Here is a 15,800-nt window from a genome sequence, read left to right on the forward strand (position 1 = left end):
CAGCCGGGGACGCAATGACAGCCATCGGGCCTGCGCCTCAGACCAACTGGCGCAGTTGCCGCAAGGCCACCGACACCGGTGCCAGGTCGGCAGCCTGCGTGCCGATGTCGGTCAGCAGCCGGCACAGGCGCTCAATCGCCGGGCCGTGTTGCTCGCGCCAGGCACTGAGCGCTTCCTGCCTCGAAAGCAGGCCGCGCGTGATCTGGCTGGCGATCGAATAGACGTCGTCCCGGGCACTGGCGCGGGCCTGGGTTTGCCACAAGGTGTCGGTCGGTAGCCGGTTGATCTGGGCGCGCCAGCCGGTCAGTCCCAGTTCGGCGTCGACGCCGAAATAAGCCCGCGCCGCCTGTTCCAGAGCGATGCTGGCATGTTGTGCCAGATCGACCAGGTCCAGCGCCGGGAAGATGAAGTCCAGCGCCGTCAAACTTTGCGCCAACGTCGGCTCGACACCGGCATTCACCAGCGCCTGTGCCGCGTGTTGCCAGCTGGCATTGGCGCTGGCCGGCAGCCAGTCCGCGAGATGCGCCCGCAACTCGCGCGCCGCCGGTTGATAGCACTGGATCAGGGTCGGCAAATCGGTGCTTTGCGTGCGCACGCGCAGCATCCAGCGCGAGGCGCGCTGGGCAATCGCTGTCAGCTTGGTCAGCAAATCAAGCTGTAGTCTGGCATCGACCCGGTAGTCCAGGGCATCGATCTGGTCCCACAAGGGTTCCAGGTCGAAGATCTCGCGCGCCAGCGTGAAGGCCCGGATCACATCGGCCGCCGTGGCGGCGGTCTCGGAGGCGATGAAGTTGACGAAGGTGGCACCGGTGCGGTTGACCACCGTGTTGCTGAGGAAGGTGGCAATGATCTCGCGCTTGAGCGGATGGGCGGCGATCGCGGCGCCGAACTTCTCGCTCAGCAGGGGCGGGAAATAGGCTTTCAGGGCACGGCTGAAGAACGGGTCGTCCGGCAGATTGCTGCTCACCAGTTCATCGAACACCGACATCTTGGCGTAGGCCAGCAGCACCGCATTTTCAGGCGCCGTGAGACCCGCCTTGCGCGCCTTGCGGCGAGCGATTTCTTCGTCCGTCGGCAAGAATTCGATGGCCCGGTCCAGCCGTCCATGGCGCTCCAGCCACTGCATCAGGCGCTGCTGCCCATCGAGCAGGTAAAGCGCGCGGTAGCCGGCAATGTCGAGTGCCTGGGTCTGGTAATAGTTGTCGGTCAGCACCAGCAGGCCCACTTCGTCGGTCATCGATGCCAGCACGTCGTTGCGCTGCTTGAGCGTCAGGTCACCGGCCTCCACCACGCTGCCCAGCAGGATCTTGATGTTGACCTCATGGTCCGAGCAGTCGACACCGGCCGAGTTGTCGATCGCATCGGTGTAGATCAGGCCGCCTTTCTGCGCGTACTCGATGCGGCCGTTCTGGGTGCAGCCCAGGTTGCCGCCCTCGGCCAGCACCTTGCAGCGCAACTCATTGCCATTGACACGGAAAGCATCGCTGGCCTTGTCGCCGACCTGGGCATGGGTCTCGAAAGTGGCTTTGACGTAAGTGCCGATGCCGCCGTTGTAGAGCAGATCGACCGGTGCCTGCAGAATGGCCCGCAGCAATTCCACCGGCGTCAGCTCCTCGGCGTCGATCCCCAGCACGGCGCGCGCTTCGGGGCTCAGCGTGATCGACTTGGCGCTGCGTGCGTAAACGCCGGCGCCGGGTGACAGCAGCGCCTTGTCGTAGTCGTCCCAGCTTGAGCGTGGCAGCTCAAACAGGCGCTGGCGCTCGGCATGCGAGCGTTGCACGTCCGGATTCGGATCGATGAAGATGTGCCGGTGGTCGAACGCCGCCACCAGCTTGATGTGCTTGGACAGCAGCATGCCGTTGCCGAACACGTCGCCCGACATGTCGCCAATGCCGGCCACCGTGAAGGCGGTGGTCTGGGTGTTGACGGACAGGGCGCGGAAGTGCCGTTTCACCGACTCCCAGGCACCGCGCGCGGTGATGCCCATCTTCTTGTGGTCGTAACCGACCGAGCCGCCGGAGGCAAACGCATCGCCCAGCCAAAAACCGTAGTCGGCCGACACGCTGTTGGCAATATCCGAGAAAGTGGCGGTACCTTTGTCGGCCGCCAGCACCAGGTAGGGGTCGTCCTGATCGTGCCGCACCACGTTGGGCGGTGGGACGACAGCGCCTTTCACCAGGTTATCGGTGAGGTCCAGCAAGCCCGACAAAAAGGTTTTGTAGCAGGCCACGCCCTCGGCCATATAGGCTTCCCGGTCGCTCGCGGAAGGCGCATTCTTGAGCACGAAACCGCCCTTCGAGCCGACCGGCACGATGACCGTGTTTTTGACATGCTGGGCTTTCACCAGGCCCAGAATTTCGGTGCGGAAGTCCTCCCGCCGGTCCGACCAGCGAATGCCGCCGCGCGCCACTTTCCCGTTGCGCAAATGAATGCCTTCAACGCGCGGCGAATAGACCCAGATTTCAAACATCGGTTTGGGCTCGGGCACGCCCGGAACCTGACGCGGATTGAGTTTGAAACTGAGGTACGGCTTGTGCGCGCCGGCGGCTGTTTTCTGCCACGCATTGGTGCGCAAGGTGGCCAGCACGGTGGCGAAGAACTGCCGCAGAATGCGGTCTTCGTCCAGGCTCGCCACCGCCTGCAGGTGGGTCTCGATCTGCTGCTTGAGCAGATCCTGGGAGCCTTCGTGGTCTGCCGCCAGGGCCGGATTGGCCTTGGCGGGCTCAAAGCGCGCATTGAAGAGTTCGATGATCGCCTGCGCGATGAAGGCGTTCTTGTTCAGCGTCGCTTCGATGTAGTTCTGGCTGAAGGCGAATCCCAATTGCTTGAAGTAGCGGGTATAGGCGCGCAGGATGGCGATGGCGCGCGCATCGAGCGTGGTGCTGAGCACCAGCTTGTTCAGGTCGTCGCTCTCCACCTCGGCGCGCCAGGCTTGCGAAAAGAGGGCTTCGAAGCGGGCTTTGACGGTGGCCAGGTCGGTGCTGGCGGGCAGTTGCAGGCCCAGGTCGTGGATCCACAAGGCAGTGTCGGCGCAGACGATGTGGTAAGGATGTTCATCGAGAACGCGCGCACCCATGCGCTCCAGCACCGGCAAGGAATCCGACAGCGCGACCTTGGCCGTGTTGTAAATCTTGAAACGCAGCATGCCGGCGTCGGCGTCCAGCGGTCGGTACAGTTTCACGCCCAGTGGTGAGGCGTCCGACAACCCGGCCAGCACGTCGGCGTCCTCGGCCGCCACGGCAGCCGAGAAGTCCTCCCGGTAGGCGGTCGGAAACGCATTCGCAAAACGGTGCGCCAGGGCCAGGCCATGGCCTTCACCGTGCGCGCGCAGCAACTCGGTGCCGCAGTCGTCTTCCCAGCGTTGCGCCAGCTTGGCGACCCGCCCTTCCAGTGCCGGTAGGTTGACGCTCTGCGGCGCAGCGACCTTGGCGCGCACCAGATAATGAATCCGCGCTTGCGGGCTGTCGGTCAGCATTGGTGTGAACTCGATCGACTGGCCGTCCAGGGTGGCCATCAGCTCGGCGCCGATCTTGATGCGCAGTTCGGTATTGAAGCGGTCGCGCGGCACGAACACCTGGACCGAGGTGAAGCGGCCGAACGGGTCGCGGCGCAGGAACACCCGGGTCCGCTGGCGCTCCTGCAGACGCAGGATTCCAATGGCGTGCTCAGTCAGCGTGGCGCCGTCGATCTGGAACAGCTCGTCACGCGGATAAACGTCCAGAATCGACTGCAAGGACTTGGCGGCGTGGCTGTCGGGCACGACGCCGCCATTGCTCATGACCAGCGCGGCGCGCCGGCGCACCTGGGGAATCTCGCTCACCAGGGCGGAATAGGCGGCCGACGTGTAAAGCCCCAGAAAACGCGTTTCTCCGACCACCTTGCCGGCTTCGTCGAAGCGTTTGACACCGATGTAATCGAGCCAGGCCGGGCGGTGCACTGTGGCACGCGTCATGGCCTTGGTGACCAGCACCAGTTCATTCGATTCAATCAGCGCCACGGCCTCCGGCGGCAGAACCGTTTCGGCGGTCTGAACCGGACCGCGCAGGATGCCCAAACCGGATTCGGGACGGGCGATCAGGCTGACCCTGTCGGCGTCGCGTTTCAGGTCGTAATCGCGGGCACCGAGGAAGGTGAAATGGCGGTCTTGCAGCCAGTGCAGAAAATCAACCCCCTCCTGCCGGCTATCGGCCGACAGGGTTGAATTTTTCGACGCCTCGCTGACGCTCTGGACCCGCTCCAGCATGGCGCGCCAATCCTGCACCGTGCTGCGCACATCACCCAGCACGCGGTTCAATTCCTGCGCCAAAACGCGCTGCTCGGCAGCACTCACAATGCGGTCGCACTCCACCAGAATGAGCGATTCAATGGGGTCCTTATGCCCGCTGGCGGTGGCCGCCGCCACATTGCTGGCGCGGGCGATTTTTCCTTCGCCATCCCGGCCCACGCTCATCAGGGGGTGCACGATCCAGTGCGCGGTACGGCCGCTGCGGTTGATCGCCATGGTGACCGAGTCGACCAGGAACGGCATGTCGTCATGCACGATCTGAAGCACCGTGTGTTCACTGACAAAACCGTCTTCCGCCAGGGTCGGATTGAAGACCCGCAGCTTGGCGCTCTGGGCCGCGCGCGGCGCGTCCAGCAGACGCCAATGGGCATTGGCAATCGCATACAGGGTAGCCGCACCGCGCACCGCTATTTCATCGGGGTCAGTGTTCTCGAAGTAGGCCTCCATGAAACCAGTTTGCCGGCTGGCCACCGGCCCGCCGTGTTCTGTCATGTAGCTTAGCAATTCGGCAAGAGGAGAGTTCGTCATATGGGTTCCGTAAGGCCTCTGAATCTCATTGGAGTTGTCCTTTGAGCGCTTCGGGCAGTGGTAAATGCAGCACGCTGATGCCTTCCTCGATCAGCGCTTGGGCCTCCGCGCTGGAAGCCTGGCCGCGGATGCCGCGCTCCTTGCTTTCACCGTAATGGATCTTGCGCGCCTCTTCGGCAAAGCGGTCGCCGACGTCGTCCGTATGGGCCACGATGCGACGCGCCAAAGCCATCCAGGCGACTTGCAGGCTCTGCTCCACCCCGGCAACCGCCACCTGCTCGGACGGCGCCGGGGATTCGCCGGGAGTGCCGGCAAGATTGAGGCGCGGCGCGCTCAGTTTCTTGGCAATCGTGGCATCGCCACAGACTGGGCATTCGATCAGACCGCCGTCGCGTTGTTGCAAAAAATCGTCTTCCGACGCAAACCAGCCCTCAAACACATGGCGTTGGCGACACTGGAGGTCCAGAACTTTCATGGCGTCATTATCCGGCGATCTCCGGTCCGGCGGCGGCACGCCAAACGAGTTCCCAGGTCCCCGACAAGACGTTTTGCAGCCAAAGGGCGGCGGCCAGGGTTTTACCGTCCGTCACCCGGCCCTCGCGACACCATTGCCGCAGCTGCGCCGGGGTGGCGCTGAACACGTCCAGAAACTCGCCCGGGTCGAGTTGCCGCGCGCCCGGTGTCAGGCCGCGGGCAAACCAGATGTCGATGAACTCGGTCGAATAGGAGATGACGGGGTGCAACACGCCGGCACGCGCCCACTGGGTGGCGCGATAGCCGGTTTCTTCCATCAGTTCGCGCTGGGCACAGGACTGGATGTCCTCTCCGGGATCGAGCTTGCCGGCCGGAAACTCTACCATCACCTGCCCAATGGGATAGCGAAATTGGCGCTCCAGCACGACCTGGATGCCGCCCGCGGCGTCCTCCAGCAGAGGCACAATCATGACGGCCCCGGGATGCACGATGTATTCGCGACTGGCGCTGGCGCCATCCGGCAGTCTGACGGTATCGCGAAAGGCGTGCAGCAAGCCGCCCTTGAACAGTTCCTTACTGGAGAGCTTCTCTTCGATCAGATGACGCGCATCCATCGACGAACCAAGCCCAGGCGTTCAGGTGCCCAACATCTGGACCACGGCGTTGGCGCATAAAGTCATCAGACTACCAGGCACCAAACCGATAAACAGCACCAGCGCACCGTTGATCGACAACACCGCGCGGACGTCCAGTGGCGCCGATACCGCACTGGCCGTGATCGGCTGGTCAAAGTACATGACCTTGACCACGCGCAAGTAGTAGAAGGCACCGATCAGCGACATCATGACGGCGAAGACGGCCAGACCGATGTGGAACACCTGACCGGAAGCGACCAGCGCCTGCAGGACCGACAGCTTGGCGTAGAAGCCAACCATCGGCGGAATGCCGGCCAATGAAAAAAGGCAGGTCGCCATCACCGCGGCGTAAAGCGGGCTGCGTTGGTTCAGGCCGGCAAAATCGGCGATCTCCTCGCTCTCGAAACCTTCCCGGGCCAGCAGCAGGATGACGCCGAAACTGGCCAAGGTCGTCAGCACATAAGTGACAACGTAGAACATCGACGAACTGTAGGCATTGGCGGCTGAATTGATGTTGCCGTTGACCACGCCCGACATCAGCCCCAGCAGCACGAAACCCATGTGGGAAATGGTCGAAAACGCCAACATGCGCTTGAGATTGGTTTGTGCGATGGCGGCCAGATTGCCGATCAGCAGCGATGCCACCGACAGCAGCATCAGCATTTGTTGCCAGTCGATGGCCAGCGGCAGCATGCCCTCCACCAACAGGCGGATGACGATACCGAAGGCGGCCAGTTTGGGAGCGCCGCCTATCATCAAGGTAATCGCCGTCGGCGCACCCTGATAGACGTCGGGAATCCACATGTGGAACGGCACCACGCCCAGCTTGAAGGCCAGGCCGGCGACCACGAACACCAGACCGAAGACCAGCACCTGGTGCTTGACCTGGCCGGAATTGATGGCCTTGAAGACGGTATTCACGTCCAGCGAGCCGGTGGCGCCGTACATCATGGACAGGCCATACAGCAGGAAGCCCGAAGCCAGGGCGCCCAGCACAAAATACTTCATCGCGGCTTCCGTGGCAGTGGCATTGTCACGCCGCAAAGCGACCAGCGCATAGCTGGCCAGGGTGAGCAATTCGAGACCCAGGTAGATCACCAGGAAATTGTTGCCGGCGATCATGACGAACATGCCCAGCAAGGCAAACATGCTCAAGCTGAACAGCTCGCCACCGCGCAACATGCCGCGGTCGGCGGCATAGGGACGACCGTAGACCAGCGTGACCATCACCGCGACAGTGGCAAAACATTTCAGCCAATTGCCCATCTGGTCGCTGACCACCATGTTGCCGAAGCCGTATACGGTGGCCCCGCCGCTGGCGTAACTTGCCTGCAAGGCAGCCACCACAGCCAAGGTCAGAAGCGTCAACAAATAGGTAACGGTGCGGCGCGGACTGTGCACGCCAAGATCAACCAGTGCAATCACGCAGGCCATGGTGAGCAGGATGATTTCGGGGTAAACGGAAATCCAACTGAGTTTATCGATCATTTTCTGTTTCTCTATTCAATGTGCTCAATTCAGACCGATCAATTCAACTTGGACAGCGCCACGTGCTTGAGCAATTCCGCCACCGACGTGTCCATCACGTCGGTAAATGGCTTCGGATAAATACCCATGTACAGCACGGCAACGGCCAGCAGGGTCAGGAACAAAAACTCACGGCTGCCGATGTCCAGCAGTTCCTTGACATGATGGTTGCTGACCGGGCCCAGGTAAACCCGCTTGAACATCCACAGCGTGTAGGCGGCGCCAAAAATCAGGGCACTGGCGGCGGCAAAGCCCAACCAGAAATTGGCTTTCACGGCACCCAGAATCACCATCCACTCGCCAACAAAACCGGCGGTGCCCGGCAAGCCGCAATTGGCCATCGCAAACATCAGGGCAAACGCCGTGAACTTGGGCATGGTGTTGACGACACCGCCGTAGCTGGCAATTTCACGCGAATGAACGCGGTCGTACAGGACACCAATCGAGAGGAACATGGCAGCCGATACAAAACCGTGGGAGATCATCTGGACCAGGCCACCCGAGACCCCGAGGTCATTGAAAATGAAGAAGCCGAGGGTCACAAAACCCATGTGGGCGACTGATGAATAGGCGACCAGCTTTTTCATGTCCTTTTGCACCATCGCCACCAGGCCAACATAGATGACCGCAATCAGGGACAAGGCAATCATCAGCCAGGCCCATTCACGCGCGGCATCCGGCGCAATCGGCAGGGAGAAGCGCAGAAAACCATAGGCACCAAGCTTGAGCATGATGGCCGCCAGCACCGCCGAGCCACCGGTAGGCGCCTCAACGTGCACATCGGGCAACCAGGTGTGCACCGGCCACATCGGCACCTTGACGGCGAAGGCGGCAAAGAAGGCAAAGAACAGCAGTGTTTGCGCGGTGCCACCCAGCGGCAGTCGGTGCCACAGCGCCAGATCGAAACTACCGCCCGACTTGGTGTACAGGAAGATCAGCGCAACCAGCATCAGCAGCGAGCCAAGCAAGGTGTAGAGGAAGAACTTGAAGGCCGCGTAAATCTTGTTCGGACCACCCCAAATACCAATGATCAGGTACATCGGGATCAGCGTGGCTTCGAAGAACACGTAAAACAGCATGCCATCGAGGGCGCAGAAGACGCCGATCATCAGGCCGCTGAGAATGAGGAAAGCACCCATGTACTGGTTGACGCGCCGGGTAATGACCTCCCAACCGGCGATCACGACCACCAGGTTGATGAAAGCGGTCAGCAACACGAACCAGAGCGAAATGCCGTCCACGCCAAGATGGTAGTTGACGTTGAAGCGGGTGATCCAGGGCGCCTTCTCGACAAACTGCATGGCAGCCGTGCCCAGTTTGAAACCGTCGTACAGCGGCAAGGTGACGAGGAAGCTGACAAAAGCACCAATCAGGGCGACCCAGCGCACGGAGCGTGCCTGATCATCGCGACCGAATGCCAGCAGCACAACACCAAACGCAATTGGTGTCCAAATAGCCAGGCTCAACAATCCCATTTTTCTTATTCCTAAACAGTTCGGTACAGGGCTTGCCGCATACGAGCCTGCGGTCTGTCCCGCAAGGTCATCATTTCAGCCATACGAAATACGTCATGAGCACAAACACACCCAGGATCATGGCCAGTGCGTAGTGGTACAGGTAACCCGACTGCACCCGGCGCACGGTACCGGAGACCCAGTCGACCACTTTCCACGAGCCATTCACAAGCGCGCCATCAATCAGATACTCGTCACCGCCCTTCCATAGCCCGGTTCCCAGTGCCCTGGCACCCCGTGCAATCACGTTCTCATTGAACCAGTCCATGTAATACTTGTTCTCAAGCAGGGTGTAGATCGGCTGGAAGGTGCGCTTGATGGCGGCCGGCAAGGCCGGATTGACCATGTACATGTAGTAGGAGGTCGCCACGCCCGCCAGCGCCAGCCAGAACGGCAAGGTGGTCAACGAATGCAATGCCATTTGCACCGGGCCATGGAAGGCTTTGGCCATCTCTTCCAGGGCGGCGTGCTTCTCCGCGTCGATGAAGATGGCCCCCTTGAAAAACTCGCCGAACAGCATCGGCCCGATGGTCATGAAACCGATCACGACCGACGGAATGGCCAGCAGGACCAGCGGCACCGTGACGACCCACGGCGACTCGTGCGGTGCGTGCTGCTCGCCATGGTGACCATGGCCGTGGTGCGCATCCGGGTTCTGGTCGAAACGCTCCTTGCCGTGAAACACCAGGAAATACAGGCGGAAGGAATAGAACGCCGTTATAAAAACTCCGGCCAGTACGGCAAAGGAGGCAAAGCCGGCGCCCGGCAGATGACTCTCGTGCACCGCTTCAATGATGCTGTCCTTGGAATAGAAGCCGGCGAACAAGGGCGTGCCGATCAGGGCCAGCGAGCCCAGCAGCGAAGTGATCCAGGTGATCGGCATGTACTTGCGCAGACCGCCCATCCAGCGGATGTCCTGGTTGTGATGCACGCCCATGATGACGGACCCGGCAGCGAGAAACAGCAGCGCCTTGAAGAACGCATGGGTCATCAGGTGAAACACCGCCACCGAATAGGCCGAGGCACCCAGCGCCACCGTCATGTAACCGAGCTGGGACAGCGTGGAATACGCCACCACGCGTTTGATATCGTTCTGGATGATGCCCAGGAAACCCATGAACAAGGCGGTGATGGCACCGATCACCAGCACGAAGTTCAAGGCCGTGTCACTGAGTTCAAACAGGGGGGACATGCGTGCCACCATGAATATGCCGGCCGTCACCATGGTGGCGGCGTGGATCAGGGCCGAAATCGGGGTCGGGCCTTCCATCGAATCGGGCAGCCAGACGTGCAGCGGAAACTGAGCTGATTTGCCCATGGCACCGATGAACAAGCAGATGCAGATGACGGTGACCAGCATCCAGTCGGTGCCCGGAAAACTCAGCTTTGCCAGCTCACCCGCCTTGGCGAACGCCTCGGCGTAATTGAGAGTCCCGGCAAAAGCGACGATCAGTCCAATGCCCAGGATAAAGCCGAAGTCACCGACACGATTCACCAAAAACGCCTTCATGTTGGCAAAAATGGCGGTCGGCTTGTTGAACCAGAAACCGATCAGCAAATACGACACCAGGCCCACCGCCTCCCAGCCAAAGAACAGCTGCAACATGTTGTTGCTCATCACCAGCATCAGCATGGAGAAGGTGAACAGCGAGATATAGGCAAAGAAACGGTTGTAGCCGTCATCTTCTTCCATGTAACCGATGGTGTAGATGTGAACCATCAGGGAGACAAAGCTGACCACGCACATCATCATCGCGGTCAGACCGTCGACCAGGAAACCGATTTCCATTTTCAGCCCACCCACCACCATCCAGGTGTAGAGGGTCTCATTGAACCGGGCACCCTCCAGCGCCACGCTCTTGAGCGTCATGGCGGACAGGATGAATGACAGCAGCACACCCAATATGGTGAGCGAGTGCGACATGCGCCGTCCGATCCAGTTGCCACCGAACTTGGTACCAAGAATACCGGCCAGAACAGCTCCGGCCAGCGGCGCCATGGGAACCGCGAGAAGCGTTGCGGCAGACAGGGTTTGACTCATCTTTATTAACCCTTGAGCGTATTGAGTTCGTCCACATTGATGCTGGACTTGTTACGGAACAGCAGCACCAAAATGGCCAGACCGATGGCCGATTCGGCCGCAGCGACGGTCAGAATGAAAAACACGAATATTTGCCCGTGCATGTCGCCCAGGTAATAGGAAAATGCCACGAAATTGGTGTTGACCGCCAGCAGCATCAACTCGATCGCCATCAACAGAACGATCAGGTTCTTGCGATTGAGGAAAATACCGATCACCGACAGCGCGAACAGCATCGCTCCCAGCGATAAAAAATGTCCAAGAGTCAAGGTCATGCTTTGTTCTCCGCAGTTTTGGCGGCAGCCGTGTCGTCCAGCGCCGCCACCTGGGTGGCCGCCATCTTGACCACGGTCATGCGGTCTTTGGACTTGACCTGCAGCTGTTTATAGGGATCGATGTGCTTGCTGTCCTTGCGCTGACGCAGCGTCAGCGCGATGGCCGCGATCATCGCCACCAGCAGGATGGCTGCGGCAATTTCGAGCGGATACAGGTATTGCGTATAAAGAAGCTTGCCCAGTTCGCGGGTATTGGACAGCTCCACCGGCGCCTGGCCCAGAACAGCCGCCAGGTGCGGCTCCTCGTTGACCCGGAAACCGCCCATCAGGACCGCCGCCATCTCCAACGCGATCAGCACGCCGATCACCGCTGCCAATGGAAAATGCTTCCAGAACCCCTGGCGGGCGCTGTCGACATTGATGTCCAGCATCATGACGACAAACAGGAACAGCACCATCACGGCCCCGACATACACCAGCACCAGGGCAATCGCCAGGAACTCGGCCTTGAGCAGCATCCACAAAGCCGCCGCCTGAAAGAATGCCAACACGAGGTACAGCACGGCATACACCGGGTTGCGCGCGGTGATGACCCGAAAGGCGGCAAATAGCAGCACGATCGAGAAGAAATAGAAGAGACCGGTCTTGACGTCCATGTGTCGTTACTTTATTTCGCTGTTCTTAGGGTTGAAGTTGCTGCGGCGTTGGCTAGCGGTATTTGGCGTCAGCCGCCCTGGCCGCTGCAATCTGGCTTTCATAGCGATCACCCACCGCCAGCAGCATGTCTTTGGTGAAATACAAATCCCCAGGGGCTTCGCCGTGGTACTCGAAAATGGGTGTTTCCACAATCGAGTCGACCGGGCAGCTTTCCTCACAGAAACCGCAATAGATGCACTTGTTGAAGTCGATGTCGTAACGTGTCGTGCGCCGGGATCCATCGGCGCGCACCGCCGACTCGATGGTGATGGCCATCGCCGGACAGACTGCCTCGCACAACTTGCAGGCAATGCAACGCTCTTCACCGTTCTCATAGCGGCGCAGCGCATGCAGACCGCGAAATCTCGGCGACAGCGGCGTCTTTTCTTCCGGATACTCGAGCGTGATCTTGCTGCGAAAAGTGTACTTGCCGGTCAGAGCCAGGCCCTTGAGAAACTCGCCCAGCATGAAACTGGACAAGAAGTCCTTCAGCGAGAAGGAACTCCCGTTCGACGTTTCAATAGAACTTGAAGTAGGGGTAGACATAGACAGCTCGAATTACTTCCAAATGTTCCAGGGGGTCTGCATCCATACCCCGACAACCACCAGCCAGACCAGGGTAACCGGAATGAAGATTTTCCAACCCAGGCGCATGATCTGGTCATAGCGAAAGCGCGGGAAGGAGACCCGCACCCAGACAAACATGGTGACCACCGCGAATGTTTTCAGGCCCAGCCAGATCCAGCCTGGAATCCAGTTGAACACAGCACTGTCGATCGGCGACAACCAGCCGCCCAGGAACATGATGGTGCACAGCGCCGACACCAGCCAGATGTTGGCGTATTCGGCCATCTGGAACATGGCCCAGGACATGCCGGAATACTCCACCATGTGACCGGCCACGATCTCCGACTCGCCTTCGATCACGTCGAACGGGAGCCGATTCGTTTCGGCCAGGCCGGAGACAAAATAGATGACAAAAATGGGCAATAGCGACAACCAGTTCCACGACAGGAAGTTCAAGCCGATCTGCGCAAACTGGCCCTTGCCTTGCCCGCTGACGATATCCGTCAGGTTCAGGCTGGCCGAAACCATGAGCACCACCACCAGGCAAAAGCCCATGGCAATTTCGTAGCTCACCATTTGGGCAGAGGCTCGCAGCGCGCCCAGGAACGGGTACTTGGAATTGGAAGACCAGCCTGAAATGATCACGCCATAAACTTCCATCGAGGTAATGGCCATCAGAAACAGCAAGCCGGCATTGATGTTGGCGCAGGCAATGTCGGGACTGAACGGAACCACCGCCCAAGCCACCATGGCCGGCATGACCGTCATCACCGGGCCCATATAAAACAAGAATTTGTCCGCCGCCGCCGGTCTGACAAGTTCCTTGGTCATCAACTTCAAGGCATCCGCAATCGGCTGCAGCAAACCCCAAGGCCCGACTCGATTCGGTCCGAGACGGATTTGCGCCCAACCAAGGAGTTTGCGTTCCCACAAGGTGGTGTAGGTCACCAGGCCCATCACCAGCATCAGGACCAGGACAACCTTGACCAGCGCCCAAATCACAGGCCAGGCATAAGCCGACCACCAAGGTGCGTCCAGCAAGCCTTGACCAAAGGAGAAAATGACGTCAATCATGCTGTCGCCTCCTGCGCCACATCATTTCGTTTGGCGTCTGCCGTGAGTTGCAGGCTGGCTGCGCGGCGCAGCGTGCCATCGAGCGCGTAGATACTGGCCACTACCGGGGCTATCCCGGCGGGCGTCAGATCGACCAGCGCTTGCGTTGTGTTATTCAGAACATTGCCGGGCAAAAGGGTTTCACCCTCGGCCGGCAGGCCGCAAACCCGAGCCAGCACCTGCTGCGAGGATTCGAAGTCGAAACCCGGCACCTCCAGCAGATTGGCCAGCACGCGCAGCACCTTCCACGCCGGCCGCGTTTCACCCAGCGGTTTGACCACGGCATGAAAACTTTGCACGCGGCCCTCGGCGTTGACGAAGGTGCCGGAAGTTTCAGTGAACGGCGCGATCGGCAGCAGCACATCGCTGAATTCCATATTCGCCTTGAACGGACTGAGTGTCACCACCATCTCGGCTTGCGCCAGAGCCTTGCCGGCCGCGGCACCCGCCGCCGAGTCAAATTCAGGCTCGTTGTTCAACAACAAAACGGCTTTCAGCCCACCCTGCAGCATTTGACCGGCATTCTTTCCGTTCGGCCCGGGCAGCGCCCCCGCAAGTTGTGCGCCCACCGTGTTGGCGGCTTCGCCAAGGTAGCCGACGCTGGCACCGGTCTGCGCGCCAATCCAGTTGGCCAGGGCCAGCAGGCTGGAGGCCTTGGCATGGTGCGCGGCCGCATTGCCCAGCAAAACAGCCTTGCGTTCGCCGCCGAGCAAGGACTTGGCGATGGCTTTGGCGGTCTCGCTGATATTGCCTTTCGCCGGCGCCGCAACACCTTTGTCGGCCGCCACTGCCGCCGCGACATCGGCCAGCGCCTGAGCCCAGGAAGCAGCATCACACTGCAGCGTATTGGCTACCGGCATGGCCCAGTCCCGCGCCACCGAATCAATGGCGTTCACGGCACAGCCCTTGCGGGCGGCCTGCCGGATTCTCTGGGCAAACAGGGGATGATCCTTGCGCAGATTGGAACCCACCACCAACACGTTCTGAAGCCCGGACAAGGACGCAACAGAGGTACCCAGATGGCGCACCCCTTCAATCGCGGCAAACTCGGCGTTGCGCAAGCGGTAATCGACGTTCTGACTGCCCAGACCGTTCAGCAGGGAGCCGGTCAGAAACAGTTCTTCCAGCGTGCTGTGCGGGCTGACCAGCGCACCAATACTCGAAGCGCCATGCTCCGACTTGATCTGCTTCAAACCGTTGGCAACGTACTCCAGCGCCTGCTGCCAGCTGACTGCGCTCCAGACGCCACCCTGCTTGAGCATGGGGCTGGTCAGCCGCTGGTCGCTATTCAAAGCCTCATAGGAGAAACGGTCGCGGTCGGCGATCCAGCACTCGTTGACGGCTTCGTTCTCCAGCGGCACGACGCGCATCACCTTGTTGTTCTTGACCTGCACAATCAAATTGGCGCCGGTCGAGTCATGCGGACTGATCGATTTGCGCCGTGACAGTTCCCAAGTGCGGGCGCTGTAACGGAACGGTTTGCTGGTCAAGGCGCCGACCGGACAAATATCTATCATGTTGCCCGACAACTCGGAATCCACCGATTGACCCACAAAGGTTTCAATTTCGGCATGCTCGCCACGATGCGTCATGCCCAACTCCATCACCCCCGCCACCTCCTGGCCAAACCGAACGCAGCGCGTGCACTGGATGCAACGGCTCATCTCCTGCATTGAAACCAGGGGACCTACATCCTTGAAGGCAACAACACGCTTTTCCTCCTGGTAGCGCGAGGCAGAAGCACCATAACCGACCGCCAGATCCTGCAACTGACACTCGCCGCCCTGATCGCAAATGGGACAGTCCAGGGGGTGATTGATCAGCAGGAACTCCATCACCGACTTTTGCGCACTGACCGCCTTGTCGCTGCGGGTGCGAACCACCATGCCCGGAGCCACCGTGGTGGCACAGGCCGGCATCGGTTTGGGCATTTTTTCCACATCGACCAGGCACATGCGGCAACTGGCCGCGATGCTGAGTTTCTTGTGATAACAGAAATGCGGAATGTAGGTGCCAGCCTTCTCCGCCGCATGCATGATCATGCTGCCTTCAACGATGTCAACCTTCTTGCCGTCGAGTTCAATTTCAATCATCTTGGGCTGCTCG

11 protein-coding genes are annotated in these 15,800 nt (G+C 60.3%); all 11 read right to left on the reverse strand.

The annotated features are described in order from the left end of the window. Positions 1 to 37 precede the first annotated feature (37 nt). The 11 genes from PHS32_RS11680 to nuoG all read right to left on the reverse strand — a co-directional run bounded on the left by PHS32_RS11680 (position 38) and on the right by nuoG (position 15,787). Entirely contained in the window at positions 38 to 4,813 is a 4,776-nt protein-coding gene (locus PHS32_RS11680) for an NAD-glutamate dehydrogenase (protein WP_301079145.1), read from the reverse strand. A 25-nt stretch (positions 4,814 to 4,838) separates the two neighbouring features. Next, entirely contained in the window at positions 4,839 to 5,288 is a 450-nt protein-coding gene (locus PHS32_RS11685) for a DUF1178 family protein (RefSeq protein ID WP_301079146.1), read from the reverse strand. 7 nt (positions 5,289 to 5,295) lie between these two features. Continuing rightward, positions 5,296 to 5,901, reverse strand: coding sequence for an NUDIX hydrolase (locus tag PHS32_RS11690; RefSeq protein ID WP_301079147.1), 606 nt, complete (start codon positions 5,899 to 5,901; stop codon positions 5,296 to 5,298). Between the two features lie 21 nt (positions 5,902 to 5,922). Continuing rightward, entirely contained in the window at positions 5,923 to 7,410 is a 1,488-nt protein-coding gene (gene nuoN, locus PHS32_RS11695) for an NADH-quinone oxidoreductase subunit NuoN (RefSeq protein WP_301079148.1), read from the reverse strand. A 38-nt stretch (positions 7,411 to 7,448) separates the two neighbouring features. Then, positions 7,449 to 8,924 (reverse strand): NADH-quinone oxidoreductase subunit M, encoded by a 1,476-nt coding sequence (locus PHS32_RS11700; protein ID WP_301079149.1) that lies wholly within the window; start codon positions 8,922 to 8,924, stop codon positions 7,449 to 7,451. Between the two features lie 70 nt (positions 8,925 to 8,994). After that, positions 8,995 to 11,004 carry an NADH-quinone oxidoreductase subunit L gene (nuoL, locus tag PHS32_RS11705; protein ID WP_301079151.1) on the reverse strand — a complete coding sequence of 670 codons (2,010 nt, stop codon included), beginning with the start codon at positions 11,002 to 11,004 and terminating at the stop codon, positions 8,995 to 8,997. A gap of 5 nt (positions 11,005 to 11,009) precedes the next feature. Continuing rightward, entirely contained in the window at positions 11,010 to 11,318 is a 309-nt protein-coding gene (nuoK, locus tag PHS32_RS11710) for an NADH-quinone oxidoreductase subunit NuoK (RefSeq protein WP_011463804.1), read from the reverse strand. Next, positions 11,315 to 11,974, reverse strand: coding sequence for an NADH-quinone oxidoreductase subunit J (locus tag PHS32_RS11715; RefSeq protein WP_301079153.1), 660 nt, complete (start codon positions 11,972 to 11,974; stop codon positions 11,315 to 11,317). Before PHS32_RS11715 ends, nuoK begins: the two co-directional genes overlap by 4 nt. A 52-nt stretch (positions 11,975 to 12,026) precedes the next feature. Further along, entirely contained in the window at positions 12,027 to 12,560 is a 534-nt protein-coding gene (gene nuoI / locus PHS32_RS11720; protein WP_301079154.1) for an NADH-quinone oxidoreductase subunit NuoI, read from the reverse strand. 12 nt (positions 12,561 to 12,572) lie between these two features. Continuing rightward, positions 12,573 to 13,655: an NADH-quinone oxidoreductase subunit NuoH gene (gene nuoH, locus PHS32_RS11725; protein ID WP_301079155.1), complete on the reverse strand. Its 1,083-nt coding sequence runs from the start codon at positions 13,653 to 13,655 to the stop codon at positions 12,573 to 12,575. Further along, positions 13,652 to 15,787, reverse strand: a complete 2,136-nt coding sequence (gene nuoG, locus PHS32_RS11730) for an NADH-quinone oxidoreductase subunit NuoG (RefSeq protein WP_301079156.1) — start codon at positions 15,785 to 15,787, stop codon at positions 13,652 to 13,654. The genes nuoH and nuoG overlap by 4 nt, the downstream gene beginning before the upstream one ends. Positions 15,788 to 15,800 lie beyond the last annotated feature (13 nt).

The organism is Rhodoferax sp., assembly GCF_028714215.1.
Lineage (GTDB): Bacteria > Pseudomonadota > Gammaproteobacteria > Burkholderiales > Burkholderiaceae_C > Rhodoferax.